The organism is Microcoleus asticus IPMA8, assembly GCF_013179805.1.
GTDB lineage: Bacteria > Cyanobacteriota > Cyanobacteriia > Cyanobacteriales > Microcoleaceae > Microcoleus > Microcoleus asticus.
Genome location: NZ_SRRZ01000069.1, coordinates 18,256 through 37,943 on the forward strand (window position 1 = coordinate 18,256; position 19,688 = coordinate 37,943).

18 protein-coding genes are annotated in these 19,688 nt (G+C 42.6%); 5 read left to right on the plus strand and 13 right to left on the minus strand.

The annotated features are described in order from the left end of the window. Window positions 1-131 precede the first annotated feature (131 nt). The gene (locus E5S67_RS18685; protein ID WP_172189729.1) at window positions 132-290 is read right to left on the minus strand and encodes a hypothetical protein; all 159 of its coding nucleotides are present in this window, start codon (window positions 288-290) and stop codon (window positions 132-134) included. A gap of 34 nt (window positions 291-324) precedes the next feature. Here E5S67_RS18685 and E5S67_RS18690 point away from each other — a divergent pair, with 34 nt between their 5' ends. Continuing rightward, complete coding sequence (locus tag E5S67_RS18690) at window positions 325-528, plus strand: hypothetical protein (RefSeq protein ID WP_172189756.1); 204 nt, start codon at window positions 325-327, stop codon at window positions 526-528. A 581-nt stretch (window positions 529-1,109) separates the two neighbouring features. Beyond that, window positions 1,110-1,277, plus strand: coding sequence for a hypothetical protein (locus E5S67_RS32555; RefSeq protein ID WP_216670563.1), 168 nt, complete (start codon window positions 1,110-1,112; stop codon window positions 1,275-1,277). Window positions 1,278-2,363: 1,086 nt separating this feature from the next. Here E5S67_RS32555 and E5S67_RS33455 read toward each other — a convergent pair. Genes E5S67_RS33455 through E5S67_RS18705 form a run of 4 tightly spaced genes read right to left on the minus strand, consistent with a single transcriptional unit; the run spans window position 2,364 to window position 3,967 of the window. Beyond that, a complete protein-coding gene (locus tag E5S67_RS33455) occupies window positions 2,364-2,771 on the minus strand; it encodes a hypothetical protein (RefSeq protein WP_246276851.1) in 408 nt (135 codons plus the stop codon). 28 nt (window positions 2,772-2,799) lie between these two features. Next, window positions 2,800-3,123 (minus strand): hypothetical protein, encoded by a 324-nt coding sequence (locus E5S67_RS33460; RefSeq protein WP_246276852.1) that lies wholly within the window; start codon window positions 3,121-3,123, stop codon window positions 2,800-2,802. A gap of 27 nt (window positions 3,124-3,150) precedes the next feature. Continuing rightward, window positions 3,151-3,651, minus strand: coding sequence for a hypothetical protein (locus E5S67_RS18700; protein ID WP_246276853.1), 501 nt, complete (start codon window positions 3,649-3,651; stop codon window positions 3,151-3,153). A gap of 58 nt (window positions 3,652-3,709) precedes the next feature. Further along, a complete protein-coding gene (locus E5S67_RS18705; protein ID WP_172189758.1) occupies window positions 3,710-3,967 on the minus strand; it encodes a hypothetical protein in 258 nt (85 codons plus the stop codon). A 542-nt stretch (window positions 3,968-4,509) separates the two neighbouring features. Between E5S67_RS18705 and E5S67_RS18710 the strand changes: the two genes are divergently transcribed. Next, window positions 4,510-4,689 carry a PDDEXK family nuclease gene (locus E5S67_RS18710; RefSeq protein ID WP_172189760.1) on the plus strand — a complete coding sequence of 60 codons (180 nt, stop codon included), beginning with the start codon at window positions 4,510-4,512 and terminating at the stop codon, window positions 4,687-4,689. On the opposite strand, the gene E5S67_RS18715 is transcribed toward E5S67_RS18710, so the two are convergent. The 8 genes from E5S67_RS18715 to E5S67_RS18750 all read right to left on the minus strand — a co-directional run bounded on the left by E5S67_RS18715 (window position 4,686) and on the right by E5S67_RS18750 (window position 16,692). Beyond that, the gene (locus E5S67_RS18715) at window positions 4,686-6,764 is read right to left on the minus strand and encodes an iron uptake porin (RefSeq protein WP_246276854.1); all 2,079 of its coding nucleotides are present in this window, start codon (window positions 6,762-6,764) and stop codon (window positions 4,686-4,688) included. The two genes, E5S67_RS18710 and E5S67_RS18715, sit on opposite strands and share 4 nt — an antisense overlap. A 210-nt stretch (window positions 6,765-6,974) precedes the next feature. Then, window positions 6,975-7,991 carry a phosphate ABC transporter substrate-binding protein PstS gene (gene pstS, locus E5S67_RS18720; RefSeq protein ID WP_172189762.1) on the minus strand — a complete coding sequence of 339 codons (1,017 nt, stop codon included), beginning with the start codon at window positions 7,989-7,991 and terminating at the stop codon, window positions 6,975-6,977. Between the two features lie 41 nt (window positions 7,992-8,032). After that, window positions 8,033-8,578 (minus strand): energy transducer TonB, encoded by a 546-nt coding sequence (locus E5S67_RS18725; RefSeq protein WP_172189764.1) that lies wholly within the window; start codon window positions 8,576-8,578, stop codon window positions 8,033-8,035. Window positions 8,579-8,760: 182 nt separating this feature from the next. After that, the gene (locus E5S67_RS18730) at window positions 8,761-9,285 is read right to left on the minus strand and encodes a hypothetical protein (RefSeq protein WP_172189766.1); all 525 of its coding nucleotides are present in this window, start codon (window positions 9,283-9,285) and stop codon (window positions 8,761-8,763) included. Between the two features lie 116 nt (window positions 9,286-9,401). Then, on the minus strand, window positions 9,402-10,757 hold the full coding sequence (locus tag E5S67_RS18735; RefSeq protein ID WP_172189768.1) for a hypothetical protein: 1,356 nt from the start codon (window positions 10,755-10,757) through the stop codon (window positions 9,402-9,404). 97 nt (window positions 10,758-10,854) lie between these two features. After that, entirely contained in the window at window positions 10,855-11,946 is a 1,092-nt protein-coding gene (locus E5S67_RS18740) for a PstS family phosphate ABC transporter substrate-binding protein (protein WP_246276855.1), read from the minus strand. 445 nt (window positions 11,947-12,391) lie between these two features. After that, the gene (locus tag E5S67_RS18745; RefSeq protein ID WP_172189770.1) at window positions 12,392-13,882 is read right to left on the minus strand and encodes a cyclic nucleotide-binding domain-containing protein; all 1,491 of its coding nucleotides are present in this window, start codon (window positions 13,880-13,882) and stop codon (window positions 12,392-12,394) included. Window positions 13,883-14,073: 191 nt separating this feature from the next. Continuing rightward, the gene (locus E5S67_RS18750) at window positions 14,074-16,692 is read right to left on the minus strand and encodes an adenylate/guanylate cyclase domain-containing protein (protein ID WP_172189772.1); all 2,619 of its coding nucleotides are present in this window, start codon (window positions 16,690-16,692) and stop codon (window positions 14,074-14,076) included. 1,484 nt (window positions 16,693-18,176) lie between these two features. Here E5S67_RS18750 and E5S67_RS18755 point away from each other — a divergent pair. Next, complete coding sequence (locus tag E5S67_RS18755; protein ID WP_246276856.1) at window positions 18,177-19,103, plus strand: pentapeptide repeat-containing protein; 927 nt, start codon at window positions 18,177-18,179, stop codon at window positions 19,101-19,103. Window positions 19,104-19,259: 156 nt separating this feature from the next. Continuing rightward, a complete protein-coding gene (locus tag E5S67_RS18760) occupies window positions 19,260-19,565 on the plus strand; it encodes a four helix bundle protein (RefSeq protein WP_246276857.1) in 306 nt (101 codons plus the stop codon). Window positions 19,566-19,688 lie beyond the last annotated feature (123 nt).

Consider the following 19,688-nt stretch of genomic DNA (forward strand, 5'->3'; position numbering starts at 1 on the left):
GAGACTGACCCCTACCCAACTCTAAGTGAATTTAAATTGTTTGTATAAATTTTGGCTTGGGAGGCGATCGCACTGGAAGGACGATTAAACGTCTGACGGCGAGGGCTGGTTAGCAAGAGAGCGATGGCTGGTTAACAAGAGAGCGAGCAATGCGATCGATCGCTACCCAAGTGCGATGGGAAAGTTGTGGCAATTGATGCCTGTGCTGCCACAAAAGCCGCCACAACAGCAGGAGCAATGTGAGCAATCGGCACAGTCGAAGAGCGGGTAAAAATGAAGCGCCTTGACACCTAGGATGCCCCATTCATAAGGGTGCATTATTTTTTGTCTGCACGAATTACTCAGGGTTTGCGATCGCAAAACCATTGCTTGCTACCGAGAGAGAACAGCGAAAATCAGCCTCAACAGGCAAATGTACGCTCGACACAAAAAGGCAGCAGTTTGACCGAAAAAGTCAGGCATTTGCAGGATATTTACAGGCATTTGCAGGTAAAGTGTACCCCCTGCAAATACCTGCTTTCCGCCTGACTTTATACTGCAAACGCCTGACTTTATACTGCAAATGCCTGACTTTAGCTGACGCAACAATTAGCTAAATTTTTAGCGTTTTTAACAAAATCCGAATTGATTTAATAGTCAAGTTACGATACCTAAGTTGAATTAAAAATCAATTTAAGCAAGTGCGAAAAAATTGGCAGCGTAGCCGCCGTTATGTCAGCCTTGACAGTCGCGTAAATTGCTGTTGTCGGACTCGCGCTTTGCAATCGGCTAAATTGTTGTTGTCTCATAAAGCTTGACAGTCGGATAAAAATTTACCCCCTGACTCGGTTTACAGCAGTCGGTCGGTTTACAGCAGTCGCTCGACTCCCACCTATTAATGGCGGTTATAATTCACCACCTGATTAATACAAGCAGCAATCTCTAGGCGTAAAGAGCGATCGCTAATACATTCCCACAAAAAAATAGTTCGCCGTCCCTGTCCCATACCTTACCGCTCTTATTGAGGCATTTGGGCTTCAGTGGCCACTCGCGAGTCGTTCCTTATTCCATATCAATAAGGTTTGAACTGCGGGTAAGCAATATCTCAATATTGATGGGGGGGATATTTTTTGTCAGCACGTAAAAGCCCGGTTTGCGATCGCAAAACCATTGCTTGCTACCGAGAGAGAACAGCTATAACCAGCCTCAACAAGCAAAGGCAGTCCCTGCACAAAAAAGCAGTAAAGGGACAGGAAAATGCAGGCATTTGCAGGATATTTTCGGGTAAATACAGGTAGAGTGCAGTTCCTACAAATGCCTGCATTCTCACTGATTTTGTACAGCAACTACCTGATTTTGTACAGCAACTACCTGATTTTGTACAGCAAATGACTGTAAGTAGCGATCGCTACTTACAGTCGATGGCTATCGTGTTGGCAACTGTAAAAGTCAACGCATAATCCGCCTTTCGAGCGCTCGACCTTCGTCATTAACATTTTCTCGATCGTCCGATGTTTGAAATAAAGTAAAGCTGTTTATTTTATTCGATAGCAAATTATTCTCAGTCGTGATAGGCCCAATAACTGAATAATTACGAAGGTCGGATGAAAGATTGCGAATTATTCGCTCCCTCCGCTTTAATTCAATCTTGTGCTCGAAGTTCCGTGACCTCCTACGAACTCGGTTTACAGCAGTCGTGAGGGAACGGAGACTTGATTTACAACAGTCGTGAGGGAACGACCGCTTGGTTTACAGCAGCCGATCGACTCCCAACTATCAATGCTCGTTATAGTTCTCCACCTGATTAGTACAGGCAGTAATCTCTATTCATGGGGTGGATTATTTTTATATCTGAAATATAAAGTCGCCGTTTGTGATCACAAAACCATTGCTTGCTACCGAGAGAGAACAGCCATAACCAGTCCCAACAGGTCAAGACACGAACAGCACAAAAAAGCAGCAATTTGACCGAAAATTTCAGGCAAGTGCAGGATATTTGCAGGTAAATGCAGGTAAAGTGCACCCCCTGCAAATATCCTGCACTTGCCTGACTTTATACTGCACTTGCCTGACTTTATACTGCACTTGCCTGACTTTAGCTGACGCAACAATTAGCTAATTTTTTAGCGTTTTTAACAACAAGTGGATTGACTTAATAGTCAAGTTGTGGCATCGGAATTGAATAAAAAATCAAATTTAAGGAGTATGAGAAAATTGGCAGGTAGCTAAAATTTATGAAGCGATTTTGTAGCGTAGTACCCACTATGCCAGCAATAAAGTTGAGGCTGGACTATCTGGTTTTTGCGTTCCGAGCCAAGCTGTTTGCGAGTGTAAGGCTTACCTCGATCGAGTGTCCGCTGCCGTTTATTGCTAGCAGTCAACTACTAAACTACCATCGCCAGCCTTTCAATTCTTTCCAATAGCAAGCGAGTGCGACCTGAAATTTTAGCAACGGGTGAGAGGAAAGCAGGCGCGATGGAACACAGACTTGCAAGCTCGGCTCGAAACCATCCTGATAAAAATGCTTTCACTTCTTCGTCAGCTTGTTGCACTTCCTCAAACAAACTAAAACGCCCGTCAAGCAATGCCACGATGTCTTCAATATCAGAACTAAAATAAAAGTTACCCCCACCCCTACCAATGAAAGCTTCTATTTTGGAGGCGAGGAGGTAAGGCGTTGAAAAAATTAGGATTTGCCTACCACTTGGAAGTTGGTAGTGAATAGAATTAGCAATACCTGGCTTGTACCAGCGGTTGGAAAACCCCAGCACCGACTCATCGCACGGCATCACATCAATTGAAATAAGAGTAGTTGTGGTGCTAACCGATGGGGCAACTAAGCACCGACTCATCGCACGGCATCACATCAATTGAAATGCCCTCATACTGCCAGCGACATAGGGGTGCACCTGATTCTGTAGTCTCTTGAAGCCCAAGGGTTCGCAACAAGTTCGAGAAGTTGTAATATTCAGCTCTGGACGTGATTTCCACAACACAATCAACATCATCGGTAGGTCGAATGTCAGGAGCCGCCACTTCGTCCAGATACAGGGATATAGTTGCTCCTCCTGTGAAGACGATGGTAGTGGGTACAGTCGAGAGTACCCTGGCAACTATTTCCAGCATGAGTATCTGCGGGTTCATAGAGCGACGATCCTCTTTTCAAGTTCGCTAGCGGCCGTCACGTTGCTCCCGCACCCGACCAACTCGAATAGCGTCAATCAAGCTGAGCAAGGCATAAAGTTTTGAATCGTTCTTGGCAGCTTGGGGGACTGAGCGGTACAGAGGCGCGATTGCCTGCCCTCTCACGGCACCTTGAGGGTCAGGCCAGACATAAACCTCAGACGGTAAAGCAACCAGCTTGCTTTTCAACGGCTCAGCAGAATGTGCAGTTGGCAATCCCCGCGAGAGGGGGCCTGGTTGGGCGTAGAATACATAGCGCAACCCGTGAACCAAGAATTCCAACACCGCTTGCTTCAAAATTTTCCGCTCGGAGCCATAATACAGACCGGCAGCTTCAGAACGCTCAAGGGCAGTATGAACCGAGGCGATGCGCTCATTCCCAAGCTTTGAGCGAGAGAACTGTACGTCCAGTTCGTTGAATCCCAACTGTGGACTTTGAGTATTGCAAGGATATCTTGGGGTTTTAGCATAGCGGATGAGCTCGCGCATTGTTTCCTTTCTTCTACATTCGCGATCGGGAGAATAATCGAGGTGTGGCGACTTTAATTCAATGCTCGGCGCTCGTTGAAGGGCAATCGCCATGTAGCCAATACAGCGCTCGCCTCGGCCGCTTGAAACCGTTGTAGATAGGAGCGTGAGCACTCATCACCGTGTGCCAGTTGCGTAAGTCTTGACTTGTTAAACTAGGCACTTTGGAGGCAGTGACAATTGCGTTCGCATTGATGCAGTTGTACTTGATTTCAGAGAGAGCGCGATCGTCAAACGACTCTAAGTTCAAGACCGTACCGACGCTACCCAAGTTCAATGGGACAGTTGCGGCAATTGATGCCAGTGCTGCTACGAAGTTGTCACAACAGTAGGAGCAATTTGAACAAAAGGTTTTGTACGGACAAAAACATTGCTTGCTACCAAAACTAAACAGCTATAACCAGCCTCAACAAGCAAATGCACTGTCGGCACAAAAAAGTAGTAATTTGACAGGCAAATGCCGGCTCTTGCTGGACATTTTCCGATAAAAACAGGTATGGTGCAGTCCCTGTAAGTACCTGCATTCTCACTAATTTTGTACAGCAAACACCTGATTTTGTACAGCAAATGTCTGACTTTAGCGCTCCGCAACAATTAGCTATTTTTTAGCGTTTTTAACAAAATTTGAATTAATAGTCAAGTTGTGGCATCTGAATTGAATTAATAGTCAAGTTTCATCGGAGCGTATAGGTACAATGTTGATTGTTCAACCTCTCTCAGGGCGTGCTAAATATTTTATCCGCCCTGAGAGTCGGTAAAATAAAAGACATCAACGCTCGAAGGAAGGAATGACAGATGATTTAAGCCCTACCAAAATTAATGACAATTACTTTAGACGATTTTATGGACTGGTATCCAGACGGTTACGACCGCTTTGAATTACGTGATGGAGTAGCTGTCCAGATGCAACCAACAGGAACCCATGAACGAGTAGCAGGAGAAGTCGCCGCTGCAGCGATTATCGATATTCAGCGTTTGCAACGCCCTAGTTTTAATTAAAACGTAAAAGTAGTTCGGAATAATCCAATCCAAATACTATCATTGGCTGCATTATGCTCAGGATTAGTAATCAACAAAACTCCCGGAGTAAGAAAGATGTTGTTAGTAAGTGGATAACGATAAGATAGCTCAAAGTGCAGCGAACTATCGCGGTCTAAGCGAGAATAAACATCATTACTTGTAACCTTCGGGGGCATCCCAAAGACAAAATTTAACTGACTCCCTAACTTACCCAAATCTGGCACTACGGCAGTAACTGCCCAACTCCAAATGTCCGCACTAGCTCCCCTTGAACCATCTAAACCATTAACACGGGGCGAAGACTCAGCCCTCGCATTAAAATAGCTAACCCAAGCGCCTAAAATTAACTTATTGCTCAACTTATAAGTAGACTGTAAGCCAAAAGCGTTAGAAGAAGTCGCCGTATTTTCTCCAAAAGGCAACTGAGCAAATCTACTGCCCTTACTCCCAGTTACATTAACAGTTGAGCCCGGTTCTGGAGCGTAGTAACGACCGTAGGTAAAAGCGATCGCTAACCTATTAGATGGAGTATAAGTTAACTGAGTTAAAGCAGTATATTGACCGCCAAACAGTCCCTCAACTGGATTGCTACCACTCGTAGTTAAATAACTGACACCAGCGGCAATTTTATCGGTGAAGTTATAGTAGACTACAGCACCAGTACCAAAAGCAAACGAATAGATAGGACTTTCAGCACCAAAATTGGAAATAGAAGAAACAGGATTAAGAGCCGGAAAAATGCGAGTCGGAAAATCTGCAAGAGGTGCGATCGCTACTTTACCGCGTTTACCTATAGGAAACTCATAAAACAACGAGCCCACCCTAAGATTATTGCTAGTGTTAACGGCACCAATTAGGCTAGTCATATCTGTTCCAGTAACACTACTACCAAAATTGCTGACATTTCCAGCTCGAATGCTAGTGCGTAATCTGTCTCGACCTGTAAAACTGGTATCAAAGTTGAGATTTATGCGCGCTGATAAGGTGAGATTTTCATTCAAATCGTCCCGGGGCTTTTCCCCAGAAGGAACAGCTTTCCGATCTCCAAAAGCACTAATTAAATTAAAATCTACTGTACCCCGAAGAACTGTAGTAGTGCTAAACTGATTGTTGTTGAGAGAGGTTACCCGCTGTTCTAAATTATCTATTTTAGTTGTGATAGTTTTCAGTTCAGTAGCAAAATCCGCTTGTAGCCTTTGTACAACTGCCAACTCTTCTCGATTAGGAAAGGTATTGCTCAAGCTATAAATTATACGTCCAACCTTTATCAAACAAGTATTAAAAGCAGCAGCAAATTCATAACGGGTTATAGCACGATTACCCTCGAAAGTACCTTTGCCAGAACCAGCAATGCAACGATATTTTTCTACCAAGCTTCGCAGCGCTTCATAAGCCCAATCCCCAGGACTAAGATCTCGCAGGTCTGTGACACTGGTAACTTCCTCCATAGCATCTGGTGGTTGGCTATATAGTTGGGGCGGTTGTAATTGGTTAGTAGGAATTTCTTGGACTTGAGGTTCATCATCCGCGTTAACTGAGGGCAACCTATTACCAGAAGATACTTGTTGGTTTTTCAATGTGTTAGAAATTACCTTTGAATTACTCAATAATTCTTCCCAATACTTCTCGGATAAGACTCGATCTCCCCTAACCTCCTCACCTTCGATCGGGCTTAAGGAGGGGAGGACATAGCCCTCCTCCTTTCTAATAGGAGTTGGGGGGATATTCGAGGGTTCAATATTACTAATCGACAAGTCTTGGGATTCTTCCTCAAAATCATTTGAGTTAAAAGTTGTTACAGATGATGGACGCAGAGATTCGTTAGTCGTGTTAATTTCATCAGTTGATGTAACCATAATACCTGAAGTGTCTGCCAATCTAATAACTTGCTCAGTAGCCTCATTCTTATCGGGCAAATTTGCATTTATAGTTGTTTGAGATTCAGGTTCTGGAGTATCGGCAAGATTTGCTTGCGCCCAGACAGGGGGTAATATTAACAAGTTACAACCCAGTATTAATGAGGTTAGCGGCAACGGCAGACTCAATTTACTCATAATTTTTCCTTTTTCTCATAGAGACAATGGATAACAAACCTTTTTATCTCCGAACGCAGGAGGAAAAGTGCCCTGTGTCTCCTGCTGCGACCTTCATGGAGCAAGGGTTTAAGACAGAAGGCAGGAGGGTTGAATCCCCTACTGAGAAAGCTCCTCCTGCCTTCTGCCTCTTTCCTCCTGCCTCCTGCCTCCTGCCTCCTGCCTCCTTCATTAAAGACGAACTCTAAATTCATTATTGGCAGTTTCAATCACTTTATTAGCTACATCTTCAGGAATTTTCGTGTACCCTAGCTCTCGATTAAACCCTTGACCCTTAGTTAAAATCCATGTCAACAAGTTCTTATTAGCTTGGACAAGAGTTTCGTTGGGATACTTTTCATAGAACAGCAGCCAACTCAAACTAACCAAGGGGTAGCCATCTTCTGGGTCATCAATATCTTCCGTCGTGAAGTCATCGTTAAACTTGATATTAGCTAGGGCTTTTTCTGTCTCTGCCAAAGTCGGTTCCACGTAACGACTAGCCCGATTTTCAATCCTAGCTGTAGCCAAATTGTTCTTACGAGCAAAGCTTGTTTGCACGTAGCCGATCGCACCATCAATCCTTCGTACTTCTCCAGCCACTGCACTATCTTGAGGAAGGGCAGCGAAAACCTGAAATCCCCAATTAGGTTCCCGCGTTGCTTCTATCTTTCCACCCGTAATTTTTCGCAAGTATTTAGTGAGAGTCAAGGTAGTACCGCTACTATCGGATTGAACTACAACTTGAATCTTTTTGCTAGGAAAACGAGAATCAACTTGGTTCCAATTGGCAATTTTACCTGTGAATATTTGTGCCAGTTGCTCGCGAGATAACTTGACATCGGAGGTCACATCTTCAAGGTTGTAAACAATAGCTATTGCCCCTCCTCCTGTGGGTACCATTAGCAGCCCATCTTCCATCTGATTTTTCTCAATTGGGGTAGGAATTAAAGTAGTACCTCCGAAGTCCAGTGTTTTATTGATGAACAACCGAATACCACCTCCACTGCCAATGGAATTATAGTTGAACTTGACGCCTGTTTCCCGTTCGTATTCTGCGCTGTAGCGCTGATAAAGAGGTTCGGAAAAAGAAGCGCCAGCACCCTTAAGTAATTGAGCAAAAGCAGCATTAGTAGTGAAAGCAATTGTTGTTGCAGTTAGTGTGGCAGCGACAATTCTCTGCCAATTACCAATCGTAAATGTCTTCATATATCTGTGCGACCAAAGTGCATATTTTGACTGTTGATGTGCTAAATATTGATTTTTTTGCGGTAAATGACGACTTTATTACCATCAGCAGCAATTTCTAACCAAAAATCCCGAATGACAAATTGATAGAAAAATTCGCCAAGACGGGTACTCCGCCAAGTGCTGATAAGTGGGTCATTTGGTGCCCATTTTTTGAAAGCTTTTAGAGCAATTTCAGGGACTCCACTGGACTCTATTTGTTCGTCAACTTGAATAAGAGTGCCAGTGGGAGTAACTTGTACTTCAACCTCAAAACCTTGTTGGTTTTGACCTCGGAGTATGTATATTAACGAACCATCTGACTTTAGTTCAATTCGGGCTTGGCTAAATACAGCATTTGTCGCTGTCTTTGCTGAAGACATTGCTGGAAGTGCTACTTCTTCCAGGGGTATTTTTCGTACTATCCCCCCTAAATTTTGGGCTATTAATACATTTTCTTTTTCTCCAAAAGATTGAGCATGAACGTTACAAGAATACATGGAAAAAACACTAACAGTTATTCCTGTAACTATGAAAATTTTCTGCCAAGTATTTGTGGGTAAAATCATCAGTTTTTTAGTTTGTTCTTTTTTGTTTATTCAAGACTACCAGATATAGCCCATACTTGCGTTTATTTCTGCACGCTTTTCATTGATAGGCTTTCAGAAAAAAAATATAACTTTTCCATGTCATTCAATGACAATTCTGTGTTTCATCACTATTCTGCTATTGGGATAAAGCGGCACAATTTTTAAATAAAAACGAGCCACTCTTTAAGCTCAGCAAATGCGTTCAGTTTCTGCATCGCGCAATGACAATTATTTATGTTAAATTGTCTCCAGTTCACAAAAAGACAATTGGGGCGGTAAAGAAAATAAAACTTTTCGTGATCGTGGATAAAATCCAACTGAAAAACACAAATCGGTTTCACTTGATGAAAAGCTGTCATTTTAAATCGTCTAACATCTAATCCCTCATCTCTCTCAACCTCTATCGATTGAGAAAAATTTCCGGGGTATATAGTATCGAAATAAATTCTTAATTTCCCAACTTCTATGAGAAAATGTTTGGCAGCTAGCTGACAGCTATACCAATGACCTGGATTAGGAATAACTCCAAAATATGGGCTAGTATACCACCAATCCATTTGGTGATATAACTCCTTGCTGATTAAAAAATCATTGCTTTCTTTAAATTCTTGCCAACCTTTGTCCAGGCTGGTCTGTAAAATTGAGTGAGACTCTATAATGGTTTCTAGGAGATTTTCAGACAACATGATGACCTCAGTTATGGTTTTTTTAATTTTTAGTGAATTATCATTAATTTAAGGATAAGGGGTAACGTTTACACACCTCAGTTAACTTCAATTATTGTTTTATGAATAAGAAGCTATTAGGGTTGGATTAGAACCGGACTAAAACCGAACGGTAACTGCCAATGGTGTATCTTTCTGAAGCTTTGTTTGTATTGATCAAGAATGTGAGACACAGCGTTTTGAATTTCCTTTACACTATTTTTCACACTCTCACCCTCTACTTCATAAGGAGCAATTCTTGCCATGAAGTAAGCTCCGCTCTGATTTCGGGCAGTACCTAATGATAAATTACGCATTATTCGCAATTCAACAGAACAATCAAAATTTAATCCCTGTTCAGAGACAAAATATTCAAAACGCTTTTTGACCAGATAGGGCTGTAGGATGAAGCCTTCTGGTACAGAGTAGTTATCTTGGACTTTGACTATTGACTGATTTGCACCACCATGACCATCGACTGATTTTTGAAAATATACTCCAGGGGGAACCTCACCTTGTTGAATAGTTTCAACATAATGGTAGCGAGCCGTCGGCAAATCTTTTAGGACTGCTAAATCTCGTTTATCAAAAATGTTCTGCCAAGCTGGATGCCAGATCCAATTTAAGCTTGAGTCTGAAAAGAAATCTACAAGTTCTTGTTTGCTGTCAGGTTGGTTTTGTAGCGTTCTTAGAACCTCTCTGATCTCGTCAGGCACCAGCCGACAGATGATATTAACCATTTTTACAGTCTTTAACAACCTACCTGCACTATCGTGGATGTCAGCTAGCCAGTGGCTTCCATGACGGTAAATCTCGTAAATCGACACTAGATGAGAACCCGAGCCAGATAGTAACTCTGACATGGCTTGTAGATCTATTCTGCTAGCCTGTCTGACCGGATCGACATCAACGATAAAAATCTCAGGGGTTTGGCTTAGCTGGTTAATAGCTTCTAAGCCTTTTTCTGGCTCAAAAAGTTTATCCAATAACTCTTCTGGATGCTCCCCTAGTGCTGTTTTTGCCGCCTGTAAAATTAGACGTATCCAACCTAGATAACTAATCACACTTTGCACCTCAGTAGCTTTTATACTTAAGCTATTCTGGCAATTGTCGGTTACGAGTACATCATACGCTATAGGAATTCCTAAGACTGATTGAAGATGTTTAACTAATTGGGAGTTGATAGTCTTTAGGTTCAGAGGTTGTCCCACAACGCTATTAAATCTCTGAGTTATCCGCTCGTTAAGAGCATCAGCATCAGTTGCCAAGGCTAGTATGTAATCTTCAACTTCCTGAGAGGCTTGGTACAGTTGGTCAGCAAGTTCCGCAGAAATGATGACCGGAAAGCCATACTGAAAGGGTTGATTTTGGCAAATAAAGTTGAGCTTTAGCTGATCTAGAGCTTGCCAGTAACTCTTGGTTTGCTCAGTTGTGAATTCTGCAATTTCAATCATATCTCTAACTATTGTGGTGTATGTGAGTTCTGCAATCAGGGGGTTCTTCAAGTCCAAGGACAAGTAACTAATTTTTCTTGCCTACTTCCTTCAACGATTATTTATTACCTTTCAATTGTAAAAACTTAGTTTTTGATTCATCCAATACGGTTTGTTTAACTGGAAAGTAGCCCAAACTAGAAATTTCTTCGTCCACATAAGTCAAGTAATAGTTAACAAAGCCTGCTACTTCCGGTCGTTGCCGGATCGCTTTGACATCCGCATAAATATATAAAGGACGAGTTATTGGATATGTTGACAGAAAAGGGTCTACTCTATCAATAGCGATCGCCCTCAACTTGTCTCGGTTTTCTTTATAGGAGGCATACTCTAAAAAGCCAATCATATAGGGATTAATTAAAGCTTCTGAGTGCAACTGCTCTACAAAGTCATAAAATACCGTATTGGGAGCATTAGTAAGTTGGCTAACGTTCCCTTGGAAAATAGCTTGAGAAAGCAGGTCAACAGAGCCGCCAGTACCAGCCCCCTCTGGGACAATGCGTTTAATCAGCTCTTTTGGCCATTTGGGATTGACATCTGACCAATGTTGAACAGTAAATACCTTTGCCAGTTCTTCGCGCGTCAGACTGTGTGGGAGGAAACTATTCTGAGAACTGACTACAATGGTCACAGCATCGGTGGCTATTTGAAAGTTGATCGGCTCAACACCTGATTTGGCACAAGCTGCTAACTCCTGACTGTTAATCGGGCGAACTGCATTGACAATATCTACCTTTTTATCCTCGCAAAATAACTTGAAGCCAACCTGAGTATCAATACCAGCGAGATTAATCTTGCTGGGATACCCGTCTTGGATAAAGCGTTGCGCAATAGCCTGACTAATCGGCAAAACTACCTGGCTTCCCGATATCGCCAGTGTTCCCTCCAGTTCCAGGGGTTTTACTTCGGGTAAGACAATGCCCTGTTTAGCTGAGTCTTGATTTGAGGGTGATTTAACTAATTTCCCCTCGACTTTCTGAATACCCAAGTTTTCTTTTGAAGATTGATCCGCACTAGCTTGATTGCCAATATTTACTTGTGAGGTTTTTGATTGACCAGCGCAGGCTGTTAATACTAAAACTATGTAGAGCAAAAATAAGTAATTTATGTATTTTTTTGCTCTACTTGTCCTCATCCTGATTGATGACATATATGGGAGCCGTCAAGGTGGTTAGGTGGGAAATTGAAAAAAAGATAGGAAATAATTTAGTGTATTTTTATCCTCCTTTGATGTAAAATTTAGGGTTTAATTTACTGACTTTAAAGTCTTTACTTGAGGTCAAATTTAAACTCGATCGCTAAATAAAATCTACACTGTTTGACCCCAAAAGTCAAGCCTTAAATTACAAAAAAACTCACTCTTTTTACCGCTTATTTCAGGATAGCAATAGCAAGAGACCGAAGGTAGAAGGCAGGAAACAGAAGTAATAAGAGCTACCTGTTTGTGCGATCTATCGTGTCCGGCATCCCCTGGGCGGTTGCTATAATCTTATCAAAATTTAAGGTTGAAAACCCCCGCAGTTTGGCGGAATGTTTTTATGGTGGAGTGTAAATCCCCATCGAAAAAATCTCACTGTCAACTGTCAATGGTTTAACTATCTTCTCACTTGCACTGGGTTACGATTGTTATTAATCAACGACTTCACATCTTCTTTAATTCCTTTAGCAACTAGAACCATTTTTTTGCGTTCTTCGATATATTCGATAAATTCTGAGGCAAATTTGTTGTTAGATTCAATTGCTTCGATAATCTTTTCGGCGGGAATCACTACAACCTCAACATCTTCTAGGGCGATCGCTGTAACTGGACTAACCTCTCCTGGAAAGATAGCCATTTCACCAAAGGCTTCGTTAAGTTCAAGCTCGTCCACTACCTTGCGATCGCCTTTTTCATCTTTTAGGTAAGCCTCTCCCGTACCTTTGAACATAATATAAAGTCCCTCATCTTCTTTGCCTTCCTGAATAATTAGCTCACCTTGGCCGTAGCTTTTAAATCTAGCCCGTTGGGCTAATTTTTCAATCTGATTGTCATTGAGCGTTATGAAATATGGGAGCGATCGCAAATAAGTTACTAATTCCGGTTGGCGGTTCTCGATTGCTTGGGGAATTTGGCTTGGTATTCCTTGTTTAGCATCCACGTTATAATGCATTTGAATCGGATAGGGGGCGGTAAAACCATAACGTTGGGTCAGATAATAAATTCGGGATTTGAGTTGCCCAGAAACGCCAAAATTCTTTTCAGGCAGTAATTTATAGTAAAGATCGTATGTGATACAGGAGTCTCCATAGGAACTAACCTGAGCTAAACCTTCGTCTTCAATCGCATCTATGCCCTCCACCAAGCTATTTAGTGCTGGAATCACTTGATTAGGAGAGTCGTCATAAGAAAAGCTGGCGGAAATACTTTTCCAAATTGCTCCCTGACCGTAATTGATAATGCTTGCCTTCGACAGTACCCCATTGGGAACGTTGAATGTCTTGCCAGGAGATGCGATAGTAACCGACCACCAGTTTTGCTCGATTACCCGCCCCTGCTTTCCGTCGAACTCAATCCAGTCACCGGTTCTGAAGGGTTTAGCAAATAGCAGCAGCAATCCTGATACCAAGTTGCTGAGGGTATCTTGCAGCGCGAGGGCAATTACCGCTGAAGCTATCCCTATACTGCTGCCCAACCCACTTAAGCTTATCTCCCAAACTCCATTGATAATGTGATAGCCAATGGCTAAGATCACTACAGCCCTAGCTACCTGAAAGAACAGGTTAGGGACATGAATTTGCCATTTGATAGTTTCTTTTTTTGTAGTCAGTAGGGCGTTGACTAAAGAAAGTCCCGCTACAATCAGGGCAACCCAAGTTAGCGTTTCCACAAAACGTGCCCAGGAATCTTTGCCAGCGACGCTCAAAAGCTGCCGCATTACCAATAGCACGGCTAACGGCGGTAACACATACTCGCGCACCTGACGCAGACCAACTGCTAAGGGATGCTGCTGCCTTTCCAATCTTGAAGCGGCTTCACCAAGCAGTATACCAAACAAGGGAAATCCCAATCCTAAAAGCAATAGCCATCCCAGAAGTGATTTATCCATGACTGTTTTTTAACCAACAAACGGTAAGTAGTAAGTATCTTTTAGCAGCTTCCGATTAGTTAGGATTTTGCTTTACTGAATATTAAGCGCTGTTCGCCTCGCCCTCAAACCGATGGATTGTTTTTAGAACTAGGTTGGTGGTTTAATCCACCTCTTAAAAACCTCGCTGTCAACTGTCAACTGTCAACTGTTTAAACGCCTATTTTTTCCAACTCAGCTTCTGCTGCTGCTTCTTTCATAATTCCGCTCAGGAACGTGTAAGCTTCTTCCCATGCCTTTCGCACTGGCGTAGTAAATTCTTCACCCAGTCCTTGCGCTAACGCCCACAGCAAAGCTTCGCCGACGGTATCGTAATATTCAGGCTTGACGCCAAAGCCTGCATGGCTGCGACCCAGCTTCTGGACGGGACCGATAATTTTATCGGGGTGACGCAAACCTTCCACGGCGAGAGCAAGCGTAGCCATTAATTTACGTTCTTGCTCTTTCATATCCCCTTTAAATAAAGGACGAAAAGAAGGTTCTAATTCAAACAGCCGGTTGTAGAATAGTTCGGCAGCCTTATCAGAAATAGGCTTGACTTTGGCGAAGGATGACTGAACCAAGTCCACCTGACTTGTAACCAACTTTTGGGCCGTTACTAACGTCCAGGTTTGTACATTTCCTAGGTTTTCAATATTCACCGATGGGTTCTGCACGAATGTATAGCTATCTGCTACCCGTTCATACACACTCTGAGTTAACAAAATATAGTTCAACTCAGTTTTGCTCTGTAAGCGGCTTGCCAAATATACCGTTTCGCCCCAGATGCTGTATCCAAATTTCTGGGTTCCGACTACCCCTGCTGTGATTGGGCCTGCATGAATGCTGATGCGTAAACCCAAAGCAAAATTACGACGACCATTTTCCCGGCGTTGGATAATGTCTAACATGGCTAGAGCAAAATCAACCGTTCGTTTGCTGTGGTCAAATCTGACTTGGGTGAGTCCACACACTGCTACGTAATCTGTACTAAGAGTGTTTTGCCGTTCAACGCCAAAATGTTCTGCGGCTTGGTCAAATTCATCAAATAGTTTCGTAAGCAGTTCTGTTACCTTTAGCGGTGACGTTTGCTTGCTCAACTCAGCAATACCTGCCACATGGGCATTGAGAATGGTTACTTGCTTGAGGCTGTCGGCAATTATTAACTCTCCTTCGTTCCGGCGTTGGGCGATCGCGCTGGGTAGGATATTATGCAAGAGAATCTCATTTTCTTGCTTCTTGGTTTCCAGTTGCTCCTGAGTTTGGCGTAATTTGTTCGCCACCTCTTTGAACTCTGTTGCCAATTCCCCAAACTCGTCTTCCGACTTTACCTCAACATCCACATCCAGTTCCCCGGCACTAAGTTTCCGGGCGCTATCAGTCAAGCGACGCAGGGGAGAGGTAAAAATCTTTGCAGCAATTGCTGCTAAAAACGCCGTTCCCAGTAGAAAAAGCACCGCCGCAATCAACAAAATCACCTGTAAAGTGTAAAGCGGACGATAAGCTTCGCCCACCTCCATTTCTGCCAGAATCGCCCAATTTAAGCCGTTCAACTTCAAAGGAGCGTAGGAACTCAATACCTCTGCCCCGCGATAGTTGCGGTCTACCATCATGCCTTGTTTTCCTGCTAAGGCGGCTTCGGCAGCGGGAGAGTTGATTTTCTGTAAGCCAATGGTAGTGTTGAAGTTCTCCATCAGTTGCAGAGTTGTCTGGTCAGTCCCGGTGTAACGAACCACGTTTTGATATTTTTTGGCGTCTTCAACCCAAAAACGGGATGTCGAACGCATTAACGAATCCGGCCCGACTAAATAAGCTTCCCCCGTTTTCTGCAAACCGCTGCCTTCCCAATTATTACTTCGGCTAATAGCCTGGTCGATTTTTTCAATGGGAATTTGCACGGCCAAGATGCCAATCATGTTAGAACCGCTATAAATGGGCGTTGCCACGAAAGCGGCTGGAGCGTTATAAGAGGGGCGGTAAGGTTTGAAATCAGCAACCTGAATGCTACCTTGTGTAGGATTTGACTGGACTTTCTGCAGCAAATCAGTTAGTGAACTCTGGGCGTAAAAACCTTGTAGTCGATTAGTAGCAAAATCTGTTTCTTTAAAATAGGAATAGATGATATCCCCGGTTTTATGATTAATCAAAAATAAATCGTAATAACCGAATTTTTGGATAATTCCTGCAAATATTTTTTGATATTTGGCATGAGCTTTGCTGTAATCGCTGCCATCACCAGCATCTAGCAGCTTGTCTTTTTTGCCGACTGGATTGGGGTTAGAAGCAATGTAGTGATACTGGAGATAGCGAGCTGCTTGTCCGGTGGGACGATAGACGCTGGGGTTCAGTTCTTGTGGGGATAGATTACTTTTCAACCTAGGGAAAAATTGCTCGGTGTAGTAAGTATCCAACGCTGTATCCCATTCGGCGGGAACAAAGTTGCGCTCCAGGTTGCGGAAACTCCCATTTAAATCCACCATCGCTTTAACAACATTGCTGTCTGCTGCCAGCATTCCTACTTGGTTGTTCAAATTTTCAAAGTACGATTCAAACTGCTCGGCTTTGGTGCTGCTGATACCTGCAAGTTGCTCGGCGATTTTGCTTCTGAGGGTGGCTTGTGTTTGATACCAACCAATCCCACTAACTACCACTACAGAACCGAGGCTAACTCCTAGGAGCAATGCTTGCATTTTGGATTGAATTGTCCAGCCGCCCAGTTGGAGATTACCCAGTTTTAGATTACCTAGGGAGTCATTACGGAATTTACGCAAGCGATTTAGGGGATTTAACATCTTTTTTACTAGCTAGAAATAGTGCTGTAGATACCAAGAAGCCAAAATATTAAATATTTTTCCTAGGCTTGTTTAATCTGGCTTGTTCAAGCTTTTTATTGTGGTATTTATATTTCTTATTTATCTATATCAGGTTAAGTTGTTTAAGTCAAGCCATTTGCCAAGATTTTTGGAAGAAAATTATTCTAGGTGTTAAAGTAGAAAAAGTAGGAAAAGTAGGAAAAGTAGGAAAAGTAGGGACTTATTATAAACAAAATTAAAAAATCAAAAAATAGCTTATTATCGGTTTAGTTATTACGAAACGTACTAAGCAATGTTAAATAAACTTAAAAAAAGAAATTAACCTATTATTTTCATGCCTTTGACGCTGATAAAAATGGGTCTTTAAAAAAGTCTGACCTTGATAAAATTGTCAGTGGTGTTGCAGAAGCTTACAACCTCACACTGGATTCAGAAACCTACCAATATTTTTCCTCAACCTATGGTAAGCGCTGGGAGGCTCTTGCCATAGAGGCAGACACAAATGCCGACAATAAGGTGAGTTTAGATGAGTGGCTTTCCTATCAAGACAAGTTACTGAACGATTCCAAAAGCGACTTTTTCACGCTGAAAGTAACAAGTAGGTTTATCGATGTTTAAGGTGTAGATAAAGACGGCACATGGAGCCTTGAAGAATATAAAATTATGTACAAAATTTACGGAGTGGGTGATGATAATTTAGCCGAAAAAATTTTTCCAAGCTGGATTTCGATGGGGATGGCAAAATCATGAAAAATGACCTCATGAATCTAGTTGATGATTTCTACTTGAGTGACAACCCCCAAGCACCTGGTAACTTGTTCTTTGGTGCTTACGAGTAAGCTAATACTTAAGGATTCAGAGCGCAGATAGATGTTGCCTGAGAACCAGATGAATTCAGATTCTCAGGCAACATCTATCTGCAATCCTGACAATCAGTATCTAAAAAATAAAGAACTAATATTCGATAGTTACCCTAATAAATATTTTCCCTGCTTGAGTTTAATTCCTATTTTTTTTCATTGCACTTAGTATCAAGACGCAGCCCCTTAAAAACCTATAAGCTTTCTGTGTTATACCTTTGGCATTGACGACAATAAAATTTTCGCCGGGAACTCTCAGATATACGGGTTGACCAAAAGTCGGTAAATCTCTGACTAATCGCTAGGAAACCTGATGTAACTCTTGGGTATACTTTTGACAAATAATTATAGTGATGGTATAATTTGCATTCTGTTCAAGATCAACTTATTTGGCGATAAAATAAAGCTGGTGAATCGAGACAGAGCGATCGCTAAATTCAGGCAAGTTGAGCTAAAAGTTATGAAAATCTTAAATCTACCTTTAGTCTTGGAAATAAGCGATAACAAAGTATTAGTATAGATGACAAAGATATGAGTATAAAGCCTCAGAAGCTAGCTTTTTTAAAAATAAATTTTAAGCCGAGCAATGCCTCGTCAATGGTCATGAACGTAATTAATGCAAGTGAAATTCTTAAGCGCTATGCCGAGCAGGAACGAAATTTTCAAAATCTTAACCTTAGTCGAGTTGACCTGAAGGGTACTGACCTACAGGGAATCGATTTTAGTTATGCCAACCTTAATAGTGCTGATTTGAGTTCCACCAGCTTAATCGGCACAAATATGATTTGGATCGATTTGAATCGAGCCAACTTAAGACAGGCAAACTTAAGTCAAGCCTGTCTGCTCCACAGTAGCCTTTTTTGGGCGGATTTAAAGGAAACCACATTAGTTAACGCCAACCTGAGTCATGCTCTCCTAGATCGTGCAAATCTAACTTCTGCCTGTTTAAAAGGTGCTAATTTAAGTGAAGCGTCTTTACAAGGTGCTTGTTTGGTCCAAGCAATTCTGAGTCAAGCCAATTTATTGAAAGCAAACTTGAAAGGGGCGGATTTTACGGGAGCCAATCTCGATGAAGCAAATCTGCGTCAGACAAACTGGGAAGGTGCTATCTTAAGCCAAGCCTCGTTGCAGCGAGCCGATCTCGAACAGAGCCAGCTTAATGAGACAATTCTCCAGAGAGCTGATTTGACTGAGGCAGATTTGGTTGGAGCTGATTTGAGATATGCTGATTTGACAGAAGCAATTTTGTGCCGAGCTGCTCTAGAGTTAGCCAACTTAGTTGGCGCTGACTTAAGCCGTGCTAATCTAAAACGAGCCTCTCTATTTCAAGCCGATCTAAAGGGAGCCGTCTTGCGAGATACCAATCTAGTTGAGACCGATCTGAGACACACTAATTTTAAAGATACTCAGTTAATGGGTGCTGATTTCTCTCGTTCCCGCGTTAAAGGAGCTTGCTTTACAGACGCTCAAGGGTTAACTTGCCAACAGAAGCAGTGGCTCAGAGCTAATGGAGCATTGAATATCACCTGACAGGGTGTGGGATGTAGGGGAATGACACTAAGATAAGGAGCTAGGGGAACTGCGGGAGCTGGGGGAGCTGGGGAAGTTGAGTAGAGAAACCTTTAAAAGTCATAAGGACTTGGACATAGACAAGAAGGCGTTTGAAGCTGCGATGCAGATTTTGAATTGTCCAAAAAGTTTTCGGTTGAAGAACGATACTCATTGACCGATCGGATTCGTCGGTCATCACGCTCTGTTTGTGCTAACTTTGCTGAGGTATGGCGAAAGCGTCAGTATCAAGCAGCCTTTATCGCTAAGCTAAACGATTGCGAAGCAGAAGCAGCCGGAACCCAAACATGGATTGAATTCGCAGTTAAATGCAATTACATAAATACTGAAAAAGGTCGAGAACTTTATGGAATCTATAACCAGGTTTTAGCTGGTCTTGTAAGCATGATTAACAACCCATCACCTTGGTTGATGAAACATTAAGCCCTCAGCTTCCCCAGCTTCCCCAGCCCCCAGCTTCCCCAGCGTCCCCCGCCGGTCGCTTATACCCATCTACGAGCCCACGAGACGCGACGGGATGGCGGATGGCGGGGGGGGGGTGGAAAA

Coding starts and splice junctions, on each gene's coding strand:
- E5S67_RS18725 (WP_172189764.1), bottom strand. CDS start 8,578: ATGATTTTACCCACAAATACTTGGCAGAAAATTTTCATAGTTACAGGA.
- E5S67_RS18700 (WP_246276853.1), bottom strand. CDS start 3,651: ATGCGCGAGCTCATCCGCTATGCTAAAACCCCAAGATATCCTTGCAAT.
- E5S67_RS33460 (WP_246276852.1), bottom strand. CDS start 3,123: ATGAACCCGCAGATACTCATGCTGGAAATAGTTGCCAGGGTACTCTCG.
- E5S67_RS18755 (WP_246276856.1), top strand. CDS start 18,177: ATGAACGTAATTAATGCAAGTGAAATTCTTAAGCGCTATGCCGAGCAG.
- E5S67_RS18715 (WP_246276854.1), bottom strand. CDS start 6,764: ATGAGTAAATTGAGTCTGCCGTTGCCGCTAACCTCATTAATACTGGGT.
- E5S67_RS18735 (WP_172189768.1), bottom strand. CDS start 10,757: ATGATTGAAATTGCAGAATTCACAACTGAGCAAACCAAGAGTTACTGG.
- E5S67_RS18745 (WP_172189770.1), bottom strand. CDS start 13,882: ATGGATAAATCACTTCTGGGATGGCTATTGCTTTTAGGATTGGGATTT.
- E5S67_RS18710 (WP_172189760.1), top strand. CDS start 4,510: ATGACAATTACTTTAGACGATTTTATGGACTGGTATCCAGACGGTTAC.
- E5S67_RS18730 (WP_172189766.1), bottom strand. CDS start 9,285: ATGTTGTCTGAAAATCTCCTAGAAACCATTATAGAGTCTCACTCAATT.
- E5S67_RS18750 (WP_172189772.1), bottom strand. CDS start 16,692: ATGTTAAATCCCCTAAATCGCTTGCGTAAATTCCGTAATGACTCCCTA.
- pstS (WP_172189762.1), bottom strand. CDS start 7,991: ATGAAGACATTTACGATTGGTAATTGGCAGAGAATTGTCGCTGCCACA.
- E5S67_RS18740 (WP_246276855.1), bottom strand. CDS start 11,946: ATGTCATCAATCAGGATGAGGACAAGTAGAGCAAAAAAATACATAAAT.